Source organism: Neptuniibacter sp. QD29_5 (assembly GCF_047778125.1).
Taxonomy (GTDB): domain Bacteria; phylum Pseudomonadota; class Gammaproteobacteria; order Pseudomonadales; family Balneatricaceae; genus Neptuniibacter.
Genome location: NZ_CP180556.1, coordinates 2230808 through 2245885, shown reverse-complemented (window position 1 = coordinate 2245885; position 15078 = coordinate 2230808). Strand labels below are relative to the sequence as shown.

General features: G+C 44.3%; 16 protein-coding genes. 5 read left to right on the top strand and 11 right to left on the bottom strand.

Annotated features, from left to right (window positions below; all coding sequences use genetic code 11):
- Window positions 1–15: 15 nt before the first annotated feature.
- From ACMXYR_RS10560 to ccoN, 7 genes are all read right to left on the bottom strand, one after another.
- Window positions 16–2532, bottom strand: a complete 2517-nt coding sequence (locus tag ACMXYR_RS10560; RefSeq protein ID WP_415901523.1) for a heavy metal translocating P-type ATPase — start codon at window positions 2530–2532, stop codon at window positions 16–18.
- Window positions 2529–3053, bottom strand: coding sequence for a FixH family protein (locus ACMXYR_RS10555; RefSeq protein ID WP_415884063.1), 525 nt, complete (start codon window positions 3051–3053; stop codon window positions 2529–2531). The genes ACMXYR_RS10560 and ACMXYR_RS10555 overlap by 4 nt, the downstream gene beginning before the upstream one ends.
- Before the next feature lie 126 nt (window positions 3054–3179).
- Window positions 3180–4601 (bottom strand): cytochrome c oxidase accessory protein CcoG, encoded by a 1422-nt coding sequence (ccoG, locus tag ACMXYR_RS10550; protein WP_415903644.1) that lies wholly within the window; start codon window positions 4599–4601, stop codon window positions 3180–3182.
- A 152-nt stretch (window positions 4602–4753) separates the two neighbouring features.
- The gene (gene ccoP / locus ACMXYR_RS10545; protein ID WP_415884064.1) at window positions 4754–5647 is read right to left on the bottom strand and encodes a cytochrome-c oxidase, cbb3-type subunit III; all 894 of its coding nucleotides are present in this window, start codon (window positions 5645–5647) and stop codon (window positions 4754–4756) included.
- Entirely contained in the window at window positions 5644–5841 is a 198-nt protein-coding gene (locus ACMXYR_RS10540; protein WP_415896480.1) for a cbb3-type cytochrome oxidase subunit 3, read from the bottom strand. The genes ccoP and ACMXYR_RS10540 overlap by 4 nt, the downstream gene beginning before the upstream one ends.
- Window positions 5842–5847: 6 nt before the next feature.
- The gene (gene ccoO / locus ACMXYR_RS10535; protein ID WP_415884648.1) at window positions 5848–6465 is read right to left on the bottom strand and encodes a cytochrome-c oxidase, cbb3-type subunit II; all 618 of its coding nucleotides are present in this window, start codon (window positions 6463–6465) and stop codon (window positions 5848–5850) included.
- A gap of 23 nt (window positions 6466–6488) precedes the next feature.
- On the bottom strand, window positions 6489–7919 hold the full coding sequence (gene ccoN, locus ACMXYR_RS10530; protein ID WP_415884066.1) for a cytochrome-c oxidase, cbb3-type subunit I: 1431 nt from the start codon (window positions 7917–7919) through the stop codon (window positions 6489–6491).
- A 433-nt stretch (window positions 7920–8352) separates the two neighbouring features.
- Between ccoN and ACMXYR_RS10525 the strand changes: the two genes are divergently transcribed.
- Genes ACMXYR_RS10525 through rlmM form a run of 3 tightly spaced genes read left to right on the top strand, consistent with a single transcriptional unit; the run spans window position 8353 to window position 9958 of the window.
- Entirely contained in the window at window positions 8353–8595 is a 243-nt protein-coding gene (locus ACMXYR_RS10525; RefSeq protein WP_415901522.1) for an alpha/beta family hydrolase, read from the top strand.
- Entirely contained in the window at window positions 8586–8894 is a 309-nt protein-coding gene (locus tag ACMXYR_RS10520; RefSeq protein WP_415901521.1) for an alpha/beta family hydrolase, read from the top strand. The genes ACMXYR_RS10525 and ACMXYR_RS10520 overlap by 10 nt, the downstream gene beginning before the upstream one ends.
- Window positions 8891–9958: a 23S rRNA (cytidine(2498)-2'-O)-methyltransferase RlmM gene (rlmM, locus tag ACMXYR_RS10515; RefSeq protein WP_415901520.1), complete on the top strand. Its 1068-nt coding sequence runs from the start codon at window positions 8891–8893 to the stop codon at window positions 9956–9958. The genes ACMXYR_RS10520 and rlmM overlap by 4 nt, the downstream gene beginning before the upstream one ends.
- A 31-nt stretch (window positions 9959–9989) precedes the next feature.
- Here rlmM and ACMXYR_RS10510 read toward each other — a convergent pair whose 3' ends face one another.
- Entirely contained in the window at window positions 9990–10271 is a 282-nt protein-coding gene (locus ACMXYR_RS10510) for an antibiotic biosynthesis monooxygenase family protein (protein ID WP_415901519.1), read from the bottom strand.
- A gap of 150 nt (window positions 10272–10421) precedes the next feature.
- Between ACMXYR_RS10510 and tusA the strand changes: the two genes are divergently transcribed.
- Window positions 10422–10661: a sulfurtransferase TusA gene (gene tusA, locus ACMXYR_RS10505; protein WP_415884071.1), complete on the top strand. Its 240-nt coding sequence runs from the start codon at window positions 10422–10424 to the stop codon at window positions 10659–10661.
- Window positions 10661–11206, top strand: a complete 546-nt coding sequence (locus ACMXYR_RS10500; protein ID WP_415884072.1) for a ProQ/FINO family protein — start codon at window positions 10661–10663, stop codon at window positions 11204–11206. The genes tusA and ACMXYR_RS10500 overlap by 1 nt, the downstream gene beginning before the upstream one ends.
- A gap of 72 nt (window positions 11207–11278) precedes the next feature.
- On the opposite strand, the gene ACMXYR_RS10495 is transcribed toward ACMXYR_RS10500, so the two are convergent.
- From ACMXYR_RS10495 to ACMXYR_RS10485, 3 genes are all read right to left on the bottom strand, one after another.
- Window positions 11279–13234 (bottom strand): EAL domain-containing protein, encoded by a 1956-nt coding sequence (locus ACMXYR_RS10495; RefSeq protein ID WP_415901518.1) that lies wholly within the window; start codon window positions 13232–13234, stop codon window positions 11279–11281.
- 24 nt (window positions 13235–13258) lie between these two features.
- Entirely contained in the window at window positions 13259–13897 is a 639-nt protein-coding gene (locus tag ACMXYR_RS10490) for a transglutaminase-like cysteine peptidase (RefSeq protein WP_415903643.1), read from the bottom strand.
- A 91-nt stretch (window positions 13898–13988) separates the two neighbouring features.
- Window positions 13989–15071, bottom strand: coding sequence for a DUF3080 family protein (locus tag ACMXYR_RS10485; protein WP_415901517.1), 1083 nt, complete (start codon window positions 15069–15071; stop codon window positions 13989–13991).
- Window positions 15072–15078 lie beyond the last annotated feature (7 nt).

The following is a 15078-nucleotide window of genomic DNA, read 5'->3' as shown; positions in this document are numbered from 1 at the left end:
ATTTTTCAAATGTGCTTATTCTACCTGATTTTGCATAACCGCGTCAGGCTTAGCCGACTGAGTACCCTGATCTCTGTCATGGGAACGTACAGAACCTCGGGTTAATTTGTTCAGGCGCATCGCATTACCGACTACGACCAATGAACTTGCCGACATACCAATCGCTGCCATATAGGGAGCAATGAAGCCAAAGGCAGCCAATGGTAAAGCGCTTAGGTTATAGCAAAGTGACCAAGCTAAGTTCTGTTTAATGATTCGTTGAGTCTTTCTCGCGAGCAAAATACCATCCGCTAGGCGTAATAAATCGTGGCTAATCAGTACGCCATCAGCATTAGTTTTTGCAAGATCAGAAGCACCGCCCATAGCTATAGACGTCTGTGCGCCTGCAAGTACAGGGATGTCGTTGATACCGTCACCCACCATAATTACATGAGCGCCTTCTTCTTGAAGCTTATTAACATGAGCAAGCTTCTCTGCTGGTGATACGCCAGAGATAGCGGTATCTATCCCTAGTTGGCTGGCTACTTCCGCTACCGCTGAAGAGTTATCGCCCGTCAGCATCTGACAGTTAAGCCCTATCGAGTGAAGGATCTCAATTGTCTGTTTCGCTTCACGGCGAATCTGGTCATTGAGGCGGAACCATGCTAGCGCTTGAGTCTCATTACACAGTAGCAGCCACTGCCCACTTGTTTCAGGTAGCGATGGTTGGCTTTGCGTTAGGATCTCGCTCGCGTAATCAGGTTTACCAATACGGTATCTTTGATTGTCGATCACTCCTTCGATGCCTTGACCAAGTGTTGCTTTGATCTCGGTTGCTACTAGATCACCTTGTTGATCGTGGAACGCTTGTGCAATTGGATGTTCACTGTGCTTCTCAAGCGCAGCAGCAAACTTGGTACAGGCGTCTTGATCATGATCCGCTAGAGGAACCACTTCTTGAAGACTGAGGTTGCCCTCGGTTAGCGTGCCTGTTTTATCGAAAACAACATGAGTTGCCGTCGAAAGGCTTTCAAGAACATGGCCTCGGGTGATTAATAAACCGTTTTGGCGCAGTGTGCCTGTGGCAGCAGTGAGTGCTGTCGGAGTGGCCAATGAAAGCGCACAAGGACAAGTAACTACCAATACCGATAGGGTGATCCAGAATGCATGAGCAGGCTCAACGAAGTACCAACCTGTCGCTACAACGGTTGCGGTGACTAAGACCGCCGCTACAAAGTAGCTCGCAACTTTATCGGCAATTTGAGCAACTTTAGGTTTATCTTCTTGAGCACGATCGAGCAGGCGAACAATGGCTGATAGTTTGGTCTCGTCACCCACCTGAGTGATTTTAATCGTGATCGGATTTTCGACGTTAATCGTGCCGCCAACAACCTTGTCATCGATATCTTTACGAATTGGTAGGTATTCACCTGTTAGCGCTGCTTCATCTACCGAGCTGCTACCGGCAATGATGATGCCATCAGCTGGAATCGTATGACCCGGTTTGACCAAAACAATATCGTCTAGCTTCAGTTCTTGTGCGGGTACTAATTGCTCTTCACCATCGACTAGTTTGATAGCACTAGCCGGTAGTAAGTTTAGGAGTGCGTTACCTGCTTTCCCTGTTCTATGACGGGCCTGCATTTCAAGGTAGCGGCCAATTAACAGGAAGAAAGTAAACATAGTAACGGAGTCGTAATAGACCTCGCCACTATTCGTGAAGGTAGCCCAAACACTGGCTAAATAAGCTCCCCCTATCGCGATGGAAACAGGGAAGTCCATGGTTAAGTGTCGAGTTTTAAGATCCCTTAGCGCAGCGATAAAGAAAGGTCGCGCAGAGTAAAGGATTACTGGAGTCGCAATCACTAAGCTGGCCCAGCGGATAAAGCTGACATACTTGTCTTCCATGCCTTGCAGAGCACCGCCATAAAGCGCGATAGCAAACATCATTGTCTGCATCATGCCGATGCCGGCAACACCTAGACGGCGAGTCGCACGTTTACGTTCCTGCTCTAAAAGCTGTTCTTCTTTATCCGGATGATAAGGGTGTGCTTGATAACCAATTCGGTAGATCTCAGCCATGATTTTGCTGAGTTTAGCTTGGGATTTATCCCAAGTAATACGAGCACGGTGGTTGGTCAGGTTGACCTTTGCTTTACTTACGCCCTCGATATTACTGATGTGATGATCAAGTAACCATACGCAAGCTGCACAGGTAATACCTTCGATAACCAGTGTGGCTTCGGAGCTGGTTTCATTAACTTTGACGAAATTGCTTTGCACATTTTCGTCATCGTAAAGCTCAAGCTCAAGAAGCAGTGTTTCCGGAAGGTCTTTAGTGTTCAGCTCCGGGGAGTAGGCTGCTTCAGTACGATGTTTGTAATAATTGTCCAAGCCACTATCTACAATAGTTTGTGCGACTGCTTGGCAGCCCGGACAACACATATCTCTACTTTCACCGTTAATTACAGCGCTATAGTTACTACCCGGAGGGATAGTAAGGCCGCAGTGGTAACAGTCAGCAGACTTTACTGAGTTAAGGTTGCTGCTCATTGTTCGTGGGCAGGTTTAAACTCAATTGTATTCTGATCGTATGGTGGATGTGCCTCTGCACGTAGATTCCAGTTGCGGGCTTCATCCTTCAGGATCAGATAACGCTTACCTTGAAGCAGACTCTTTAAGCTGCCTGTATAGGCTTCAGTGCCAGGAACTTGCTTAAGCAAAATACTCTGATCGTATTGCTGGTGAGTAGGGTGAATGATACTGAGGTTAAGGAACTCTGGAAGGTAATCGCCTTTGCTTTTGAATTTCAGCATTAGGTCGCCAGTTGTATTATCGAGATTTAACTGACCGCTAACACCAAGGTCGATCGCTTCTTGAGACTGACTTTTATCTACAAAATGGCCACGGGCTACTTTGTAGTAGTCATCTTTTACCAAACCGTCATGTGTAACGATGGATAGGTAAAGGTAAAAAGTTCCGTAAAAAACTACGGCAATAATCGGTGATAAAATAAACCAAAGCCAAGGTTGTTTGTACCATGGGCCGGGGATGTTGTTGTCGCTGTCACTCATGTATCAATACCCAAAAAAAAACTGTCGTATCCAAAACCGGAACACCCAGTTTCAGACCGACAGCTATTCTACCTTATTTCTAAAAGAAGGGGCCTAGAATTTCTTCTAATCGACCCTTCTTTTGACCTAGCGCTTAGGTGCAGGGCCAATAAAGCGGTTTTCCTCTTCTATAGCGATGTCGGAATTGTCCGTTGCCATCACTTTGAAGGTTATATTGTTATTGGCTTTGCTTAGGTATTTTTTCTTAATGTTCAATCTAATTGGTAGATCGATCAGCTCACCAGCTTTAATAGTGACTTCTGACTTACCAATATATTCCAGGCCTTCAAGACCTGTGACTGAAATCGTGTAGCTATGATCGACTTGCTCTTTATTAGCAAGTTTCAGTGTATATACGTTCTCGATGACTCCTGAAGTGACTTCGTTATATAGCTGTCCACGGTCTCGTAATATATCAACTTCGAGCGGGATGCGGCTGTAGACGGTGTAGGCAAATACTACGCACATCGCACATAGGACAACAAAGTAACCGATCAGTTTAGGACGCATAATATGCGTTTTATTGCCTTCGAGCTGATGTTCAGTTGTGTAGCGTACAAGGCCTTTTTCGTAACCGACACGTTCCATAATGTCGTCACAGGCGTCAACACAAGCACCGCAAGCGACACATTCATACTGCAGGCCGTCACGGATATCGATTCCTACTGGGCAAACATAAACGCAGTTATAACAATCAATACAGTCGCCTAAGCCTTCGGCTTTGTAGTCGGAGCCTTTTTTGCGTTTTCCTCGGCTTTCACCGCGTTTTTCATCGTAAGAAATAATCAGTGTATCTTGGTCGAACATAACTGATTGGAAACGAGCGTAAGGGCACATATAGATACATACCTGCTCACGTAACCAGCCAGCGTTGCCATAAGTTGCTACAGCAAGGAAGCCTAGCCACCACATCTCCCAAGGGCCTAGCTCGAAGTTAAGAATGCTTGGGATAAGTTCGCGAATAGGGGTGAAATAGCCAACGAAAGCGACCGCAGAGATAATAGAGAAAAAGATCCAAAGAAAATGTTTTGTGCTTTTTCTCAGTAATTTTTCTTTACTCCAGCCCTTTGATTTATCGAGTTTCATCCGTTGGTTGCGGTCACCTTCGGCAAATTTTTCAATCCATATATAGATCCATGTCCATACAAATTGCGGGCAGGCATAGCCACACCACAATCGACCAGCAAACACAGTAAAGAAGAACAGGGCAAAGGCAAGGATGATTAGCAGCCAAGACAATAAGATGAAGTCTTGGGGCCAGAAGGTGCTGCCGAAAACATGGAATTGTCGATTAGGAAGGTCAAATAGAATAGCTTGCCTACCATCCCAGGTAATCCAAGAGAAGCCAAAAAACATCGCTAGCATTATGACGCTTGCGGCTTCACGAAGTTTCTTAAAAATACCTTTATAGTGCTTTACGTAGATATGCTCACGTTTAGCGTACAGGTCGTAATCTTGGGATTTTTTCTTGCTCTTGGGGGTGACATCTTGAACCGGGATCTGATTCATCTTGTTGCTCACATACTCACCAGTGAAAGTTAAACTCAGCAAAACTAATACGCTCACCATGTATTAGTAAAGTTGAATATTATATTAGATCCTCAAAAAAAAAGGCGACATGATCTATATCATATCGCCTTTATTTTAGTTCAACTACCTAATTACTTTTTAGATAGGCTGTAAACATATGCAGTGATCAGGTGAATTTTCTCATCGCTTAGTAGGTCTTTATGAGCTGGCATTACACCATTACGACCAACACGGATAGAGTGAGCCACTTTTTCGAAGCTACCACCGTACAACCAGATGTCATCAGTTAGGTTAGGTGCACCTAGGATAGGTAGACCTTTACCGTCAGTACCGTGACAAGCAGTACATAGTGCTTGGAATTGACCTTTACCGCGAGCTGCGCCTTCTGCATCAGCTTCTGCACCGCTTAGAGATAGTACGTAGTTAGTTACGTCACGTACGCCTTCTTCGCCTAGTACAGCACCCCAAGGTGGCATGCCGCCGTTACGACCGTTAGCAATAGATGTCTTGATAGTCTTCTCGTCACCACCGTACAACCAATCGTTGTCCGTTAGGTTAGGGAAGCCGTGTGCACCTGTTGCTGCTGTGCCGTGACATAGAGAACAGTTGTTCGCAAACATACGCTGACCCATTTTTAGGCCTAGCGCGTTGTCTGGGTGCTGTAGCTCTTCTGCAGACATAGCTGCGTATTTAGCGAAGATTGGCTTGTACGTCTCTTCAGCGTGAGCCATTTCTTCTTCCCACTGGCCAGTAGAAGTCCAGTTCAATAGACCTGGGAAACTACCTAAACCTGGGTAAAGAATAAGATAAACAATGCCGAAAACAACGGTGCCCATAAACATCTGGAACCACCATTTTGGCAGAGGGTTATCGTATTCAGCAATGCCATCAAATTCATGGCCTAATGTTTCTTCAGTTGTATCTTGGTGCGGCTGACTTTTGCGAGTAGCAATCAATAGCCAAGCACAACCAAGAATTACAGCTAGGGTAATCACTGCTACCCATGCGCTCCAAAAAGCACTCATTTTTCAATTCTCCCGTCACTGGCCTCAGTATCGTCCGGTTTCATCTCGTCTGCCTCGTCAGGTTCGTTCAGAGGCATGTTGGCTGCATCGTCGTACTTGTCTTTATTCTTTGGGTTAAGCACCCAAACAAATAGCGCCAAGAACGTAATCAGCATGATTACCGGTATATAAGGGCCATAAACTTCGTAACTCACGCGTTACTACCGCTTGTTAGTGTATTCAGAATGCATTTTACCCAGTGCTTGTAGGTAAGCTACAACAGCATCGATCTCGTATTTGCCCTGAACTTCTTTCTGGGCATTAGCGATCTGCTCGTCAGTGAAAGGAACACCAACAGCGCGTTGTGCTTCAAGCTTCTTAGCAGTGTCTGCACCGGTTAGTTTGTTTTCAAACAACCATGGGTAAGAAGGCATCTTAGACTCAGGTACAACGTCACGAGGGTTGTACAAGTGAGCGCGGTGCCAATCATCAGAGTAACGACCACCTACACGAGCTAGGTCTGGACCTGTACGCTTAGAACCCCATAGGAATGGGTGTTCCCAAACGTGCTCATTCGCAGTTGAGAAGTGACCGTAGCGTTCAGTTTCAGCACGGAATGGACGGATCATCTGACTGTGACAAGTGTTACAACCTTCACGGATGTAGATGTCACGGCCTTCAAACTCAAGCGGAGTGTAAGTACGTAGGCCTTCAATTGGCTTAGTAGTAGAAGTTTGGAAGAACAGAGGAACGATCTCTGCTAGGCCACCACCGCTAATTACGATGATGATAAGCAGAATCATCAAGCCAATGTTCTTTTCTATCGTTTCGTGTTTGATCATTTCTATCTGCTCCTATGACCTTAAGCTGCCTGTGCAGAAGCTTGAGCTTCTGGTGCAGTGCTGCCTTTACGAACAGTCTGCCAAGTGTTGTAGGCCATCAGAATCATACCAGTCAGGAAGAACATACCGCCCAACCAACGAACAAAGTAACCAGGGTGAGAAGCTTCTAGTGCTTCTACGAAGCTGTAAGTCAAAGTACCGTCAGCGTTAACTGCACGCCACATTAGACCCTGTAGGATACCGTTAACCCACATCGCGCAGATGTATAGAACCGTACCTACTGTAGCTAGCCAGAAGTGAGTGTTGATAAGACCAACGCTGTACATCTGAGCTTTACCGAATAGGCGAGGGATCATGTGGTAAACCGCACCGATAGAGATCATTGCAACCCAACCCAACGCACCAGCGTGTACGTGACCAACAGTCCAGTCAGTGTAGTGAGACAGTGCGTTTACTGTCTTAATAGACATCATTGGACCTTCGAACGTAGACATACCGTAGAAGGAAAGAGATACAACAAGGAAACGAAGAACTGGATCCGTGCGAAGCTTATGCCAAGCACCAGATAGAGTCATCATACCGTTGATCATACCACCCCAAGATGGAGCAAGAAGGATCAGAGACATAACCATCGCTACAGACTGAGTCCAGTCAGGAAGCGCTGTGTAGTGAAGGTGGTGACCACCAGCCCAGATGTATGTCGCGATCAACGCCCAGAAGTGAACGATAGATAGACGGTAAGAGTAGATTGGACGTTCAGCTTGTTTTGGTACGAAGTAGTACATCATACCTAGGAAGCCAGCTGTTAGGAAGAAACCTACAGCGTTATGACCGTACCACCACTGGATCATCGCATCTACAGTACCGGAGTAGATGGAGTAAGACTTCCACATAGAAACAGGGATAGCCATGCTGTTAACGATGTGTAGAACAGCTACAGTGATGATGAATGCCATGTAGAACCAGTTACCTACGTAGATGTGAGATGTCTTACGCATCTTCACAGTACCTAGGAATACAATAGCGTATGCAACCCACACGATAGTAATTAGCAGGTCGATTGGCCATTCTAGCTCAGCATATTCTTTGGAAGAAGTTAGACCTAGCGGCAGAGTAATTGCTGCTGCAAGGATAACTGCTTGCCAGCCCCAGAATGTAAACGCTGCAAGGCCATCAGAGATCAGGCGGCGTTGGCTGGTGCGTTGAACTACATAGTAAGACGTTGCAAACAGGGCACAGCCGCCGAATGCAAAGATAACTGCGTTAGTGTGCAGTGGACGTAGACGACCGTAAGTCAGCCACGCTGTATCAAAGTTTAGTGCTGGCCAAACCAACTGTGCAGCAATTAGGACACCGACGGTCATACCGACGATACCCCAAATTACTGTCATGATGGCGAACTGGCGCACCACTTTATAATTGTAGGTGGGGTGTTCAGTTGCTGTGCTCATGTCAGGCTCTCATCAACAAGCTATTTATGGAAATTTTGAGTTTCGCAGCCAATTATCTTGGAATAGGGCCTTATTTTCAATGTGTTTAGGTCATTCAATGAGGCATTTTGTCGCAGCTGCGAAATTTCTACCTAGGTATTGTTTGCTTGATACTTTTAGGTTGGGGTGTTTTTTAACTTAATGAAATATAAGGAATATTTTTTATAGGTTGTAATCCTTTGTTTTAAAAAGAGATATAGTTTTGGCGTTTTTTGTCGTAAAAAACGTCGCATTTTGTGCTGCACAGTAAGGCTTTTCTCAGCGTTTGTTGATTCAAGTCAACTTTGAAACAGCGGTAAAACTCATTTTTTGACTGATTAAGGGTCTGTTTATTTTAATTGATGGTGATTTGAAAGCGGGGAAAGTGCTATTTGCGCATGGTGCAGGTGCACCGATGGATAGCGAGTTTATGCAAGAGATGGCAGTGCGATTGGCAGGGCTGGGCTTGCAGGTTGTTCGTTTTGAATTTCCTTATATGCAGACTATTCGAGAAACGGGTAAGCGTCGCCCCCCAGATAGAATGCCAAAATTACTGGAATTTTTTACAAATTTGATAGAGGAACAAGTAGAAGGCGATCAGCCTCTATATTTGGCGGGTAAATCTATGGGGGGGGGCGTGCAGCTTCAATGTTGCTAAGTCATCCAGCTGTAAGTGCTGGATTTGTTTTCGGTTACCCTTTTCATCCGCTTGGCAAGCCCGATTCGTTACGAGCTAATCATTTAATGGATCTGTCCAAGCCTTTGCATATATTTCAAGGAGAAAGGGATCCAATGGGTTCACTTCCTGAAGTTACAGAGTACAATCTGCCGCCATCTGTCCATGTGCATTGGTTTGAGGATGGTGATCATGACATCAAACCGCGTAAGGCTTCAGGTTTTACACAGATTCAGCATCTGGACCATATTGCTCAGATTATCGGGAAACAGCTAAGTTGACATATTTTAATCGATTAGTCCTACAGTGCCGATCAGGCTTTGAGAAAGAGGTCGCAGGGGAGATTACTGATCAGTGCTCTAACATTGGTGTGTATGGGTACTGCACCTTAGAGCCTGGTCAGGGGTATGTGGAGTTTCATCTGCAAACTCCAGGTGAAGCTGAACGCGCTATTACCGAAATTGATTTTAATAGCCTGATTTTTGTAAGACAGTGGATGGTTTGCGGCGATTGCGAGCAACTAGAACGGGACGATCGTATTTCGCAGTTACAACAGATTCTTAATGATTTTCCTGATTGTACTGATCTTTGGGCAGAATACCCAGATACAACAGATGGTCGCGAGTTGGCTACCTTTTCGAAGAAGTTCAGCTCAGCTTTGGCACAAAAGCTACGTAAAAGTGGACGCTTGAAGAAAAAAGCGAATAGTAAAGGTAATCGTTTGTTGCTGTTCGTTTTGTCTGGCACTGAAATGTTTGTGGGTTATGCGCCTGTGAACAACTCTGCGCCTTGGCCATTAGGCGTGCCACGTCTTAAGTTCCCTAAACAAGCACCCAGTCGTTCCACTCTTAAGTTAGAAGAGGCGTGGCACTGGTTTATTCCACGTGAAGATTGGGATGTGCGAATCCCTCACGGTTCCACAGCAGTCGATTTAGGTGCCGCTCCAGGTGGTTGGACTTGGCAGTTGGTTCAGCGCAGTATGTTTGTTACTGCTGTAGACAATGGGCCGATGCAAGATCAGTTGATGGAATCTGGACAAGTGACCCACGTTCAAGAAGACGCTTACAAATTTATACCGGCGCAGCCCGTCAATATGATGGTGTGTGACGTTGTGGATAAACCGATTAAAACTGCTGGGATGGCGGCTGATTGGGTGATCAACGGTTGGTGCGATGAGGCTATCTTCAACCTTAAGCTGCCCATGAAGCAGCGTTATCAAGAGGTTGTATCCTGTTTAAATCTGATTGCTGAAAGGTTTATGCAGGAGGGCTTAGCGTATGAGTTATCGGCTAAACACCTTTACCATGATCGAGAGGAGATAACCTGCCACCTTAGAGTGCTGTAAAGATACAGCGTTAAGATGGCAGTTTCGGACATTAGTGTTCAAAAACGGTGACTTTTTCCTCGGTTTCTAGCATTGGGTTAAGAGTCGCCATCATATCTTGGCGCTCTGAGGATTGTGCCCAGCGTTGCCAGTCTTGAAGAGTTCTATAGGTTGCAATAACCATCCTGTGGTTTGGATCACTGGCATTTTTGAGAGCTTCGCCAGAAATGAAGCCGTGTGCTTGCATCGCTAATTGTAGCGTTTCACGGGCAGCTTTTTCATAGTGCACGCCTAAGTCATCGGCAATATGTCGTTCGATAAGTACTCGAATCATATGATCTCTCCATCTAAAACTACGTTCCACACATATAGAATGGATTATTTTTATTTTAAAAGCGACTTTAGTTGCTTAATTACTGATTAAATGACTTTTGCTGTCATAGGTAATTTGAGACAATACGCATCTTTCTGCAAGAGATAAAACATGACGGACATCAAAGCCGACCATATTCTTGATGCAAAGGGCCTATACTGTCCTGAGCCTGTTATGATGTTGCATAATCATGTTAGGGATATGCTGGCAGGGGAAGTGCTGCATATTTTGGCAACTGATCCTTCTACTCAGCGCGATATTCCTAAGTTCTGTACGTTTTTAGGACATGAATTGGTTGAGCAGTATGTAGAAGACGACCTTTACGGGTATTACATTCGTAAGGGTGAATGATGTCTGTGGATGTTGAGCAGATAAGTACTAAAACTAGGCAATTAATTGATCAATTGGAAAATATGCTGGATTCTGCGGAGGCGAATCTGACTCAGTCAAAGCAAGTTTTCCAATCAGAGGCTAATCAGGTGAATGACGTAGTAAATAAAACGCCAAAGGCGAAATCCAAAAACCGTGCTGCAAATATGGCTGCTCTGCAGCAGTTGATGGAAGCGTATCCGAAAACCTTTGATCGTAAAAACGTTAGGCCTCTAAAAATAGGCATTCAAGAAGATCTTGTTGCTGACGAAAAAGTCGCTAAGAACAAAATCAAACGTGCTCTTGCGAGTTATGTTCGTTCGCTGAACTACTACCGTTCCCTGCGCGAAGGCGCTGAGCGTATTGATATTAACGGTGAGCCAGCTGGTGTTGTGACTAAAGAAGAGTCAGATCACGCGAAAGGTAAGTTGAAAGAGATCAATAAAGTACGTCAGGAAAAGCGTAAAGAGCAAGAGCGCGAAGAGCGTATGAGCAAGAAGCTTGAAATGCTAGTAGGTCGTAAGTAAGTCCTACGGTAGATATAAAAACGGCGGTTAATACCGCCGTTTTTTTATGTCTGAAATGTGGTTGCTAAACCCCTAAGCTTTACTTAAGGGTTTTGGTGTGCCGTGAAGGTAGCCTTGGCTACCGTCTGCATTCAGTCCTTCAAGGATTTGTAGCTGACTTTCTCTCTCTACGTGTTCTGCGTAGGCTTCGATTTCAAGGCTATGAGCTACGCTGATTAGGCTGCTAACAAAGAAGCGGTCTTCATCGTTCTGGTCGATATTGCGGATTAATGAACCATCAATTTTGATGTAATCAGGCTGTATCGAGTGCAGGTAAGAGAAGCCGCTAGGGTGAATGCCGAAGTGGTCGACACCAAACTCTGCACCAATTGATTTTAGAGCCTTACGGAACTCTAGAATGCCTTCGATATTGTTCAGTACACTGGTTTCATCCAACTCGAATAGAACTTTAACGCCAGGGCTGATAGTCTTTAGCTTATCCAGTAGCCATGTTCTAAAGTTTTCACTGCTTACGGCTTCATGACTCAAGTTAATGGTCAGCGGGCAGGCAATATTATCATGTTGTTCTAGTGCTAGTTCGATTACGGCTCTATCCATCTCGGGCATTAGGCCAAGCTCTTTTACAACGCTAATGAACTCACCGGCAGAAGCGGGTTGGTTATTCTGGTTAAGAATACGCGCAAAGATCTCATCCTGAATAGGCATTGACCCAGGTTTTTTGCTGAATACGCTTTGAATCTGTAAAAATATTTGGCGTTGATTAATCGCGTTAGCAACATGCTGTTTCCAGTCAGACTGCTGTGGTTGAGTTGTAGTTTTTTCTGAAGTGTTGAATTGTTTCCACAGTACTCTGGATTTTTCTGCTTCGTTACTCGCTATTCGGGCTTCAGATAGTAATTGGCTACTGTTGCTCTCATCGTTACATTCGCAACTGCCGACGCTGATTATTGAGCTTGTAATATCTTGACCCGTGAGTTGAGCTAGATACTTACGAGTTTCTTGATCTAACTGTTCCAGTTTAAGCTTCAGCAGGTCAGTATCAATCGTATTAACCAACAGGATAAAGTCTGCCCCGGTTACACGACCGAGTAAGCTTTGATCTGATGTGCGTGCGAAATCTTCTAGATGGCTGGCTAGGTGTTTTAGTAAATTATTAGTCTTATCCATCCCTATCTGCTTATTAGTTTCTTGCAGATTGCATAAGTGGATATTAAATAGGGTGCCTTTACCAAAGTCTTTACGGTAATCAAGGCGTTCGGCGAGCTGAGCTTCAGTTGCGCGTTGGTTGGATAAGCCTGTTAGGCTGTCTTGATAAGCGTTTCTACGTAACTCTTCAATATTTCTAGCTTGCTCATCAAACATCACCTGTACTTGTTTAACCATACGGTTCATTGCTTGCACTACGCGTTTTAACTCACGTGTACTCGGTAATATGTCTTGCTCTAAATAACGTTTTTCCGAAAGAGCGATCGCTTGCTGTTCTACTGTGTGCAGGGGTTTAAGTAAGTATCTAATGAGGGAGCTGATGGCTAACAGGCATAAAATGGACAGGCATATAAAGAGGATGATGCTATCTTGTGCACCTTTCCAGAGTTTATCATAAGCATAACCAGCGCTGCTTTGTACGTAGATTTTCCCTACTTGTTGCCATTGGTAAGCTACCTCCCTGAACATTGATGGTGGAGTGATTTGTACCATTGATTTAAACCACTCCGGTACCTCTTCACTGATGGTTTCAGGGGTCTTTTTCTCGAACAGAATCTCTTCATCCGCATTAGTCACAATTATGCGCTGGTAGAAGCCGCTGTCGAAAATTGCATTCACGGCAGTTTCAATAGTTGCACTGTCGTTGTCAGCCATATAAGGGGCAAGGTAAAGGCCTAAATGGGTGGCAGAATCTTGCGCGTGAGATTCTAACTGGTCTTGGAGAATTGAACGTGAGCTTTCTGACATTATGTAAAGGGTGCCAGAAACCAAACCTATGAGTACCGCAAAGATTGCGGCGATAAGTTGGTTAACCAGTGACATAATAGATACTCCTCATCATTAAACCTACCTTAGGTTAAGATCCTTGTTTTCAATACGAGATTGTAGTTTTACCCAAGGCTTTAATCTGTCTGATGTTCCTACTAGTGTAGTTCTACGTCCCATTTTTGAGAGCCATAGTTTATCACCATTAAAACTATAAACGTGCAATAGGTCTGTGCGCTTTGATGCAGGCAGAATTTCGCCATTAATATTATCCAGCACCAATGGTGTTGCACGCGGTTTGGGGTAGTACGTTAAAACCATGTGGGCTTGGTTATACTCTAGGGCTTTAACATAGGCTAAATTCATTTTTTCTACGGGTACGCCTAGTTCTTTGAGTGTGTAGTACTTAGCTATGCTGAAATCTTCGCAGTCACCGCCGTTGGTAATAAGAAATTCTACGGGTGTGGCCCAGTAATCTTTCTTTTTCCAGTGTTTGATATCATCGATAAAGCGCACTTGGTTAAAAAAGTTATTTACGCGTTCTAGCTTATTACTTTCACTCTCATTGGCTAATTCGGTTAATAGGCTCTGCCAAGTTTCGAGTCGAAGTTTAGCTTTGGTTCCGTATTTATTCCCCAATTTTTCAATATCAGCTTTGCTCAGGCGAATGCTTTCAGCATCTACTTGGGTAAGTAGAAGAGCTGAAGCTAGTAGTAGCAATACAAAAAACGCAGTATTGAACGTTAAGTTGTTGCTGTGCTGTTTTGATTTAAAGGCTGGGTTCAATGTCCAATCCGTAGCTCAAAAGCGGTTAATCTTTTTGTGTCGGCATCATGCCGCAATTTTTTAAAGTTTTTTGCCAAGCTTCGGTATGTTTATCCCTAGCTTGCTGGTAATTCAACCAAAGGCTTTGCGGTGATGTTTTGGACAGTACAGTGGCTGAATAAGTTTCCATTGATTGTGGAATAGATACTGATAATGCTTTGTAATTCTGCAGTAATTGCTGATTAAGGTCGAGCCATTGAGAGGCATATCGGTCAGTTTGCGCTAAATAAGGTAAAACTTCACCGATATAAAACTTATAAAAAACATTTTCTAGAATGCGTGCTGTTTTATTTGGACTTTCGTTTCTACATAGAGGGTTTTTAGGTGAATTACGTTGTTCTAACAAGCGAGCGGCTTGATCAAGGTGGTAGGTCAATATTTCAAGTGAGCTGATAATTGCTGGGCCAGATCGATTACTGTGTAAGACTTTGAATGCTTGGTTTAAACGTTCTTTATTAGGCTTTGTCGTTCCCAATTGATCAAGGTTGTTAGCGGTTAAATTCACTAATGTTTGCAGGGCTTCGATACTTTGTTGACTGCTGCTGTTATCAGTAATCGGAAGGGGTGCTTGTGATCGACTGAAATTTGCTTCTACCTCTGGAGCAGTAAATATTCCATTCCATAATTCAGCTGGTAGATTTTCGCGTTTTACGCGATAGATTTCGTTAACTCTTCTGAGCAATTCAGTATCAATTGCGATGTCATTTCCCAAGGATTGTATGCACTGATTCAATAAATAATAGAAATTAAGCTCATATTGTAATTTCGTTGATGGGGTTGCTACCTTGCCAAGAGAGCTATTTCGCTCTGCGATTAGAGGTAGCAGATCACAACGTTTTAACTTCAAGACGTCTAAAAGACCTTCTCGGATCTCTGTGGTTTTGAGTAGTCGATCGCGTTTAAGCGGGAATTGCACTCTTGTCTCAGGGATGTATGACTGAGGTTGATTTAGATCTAGGGTGTTACTTAGACGGTAAAGGTAATTATCTAAGACTAGTTCAGGTGTATCTCGGCTACATCCGCTAAGGGGGATTAGTAGGATGATAAGAATTGAGAACCGTTTTAGCATAACTAGG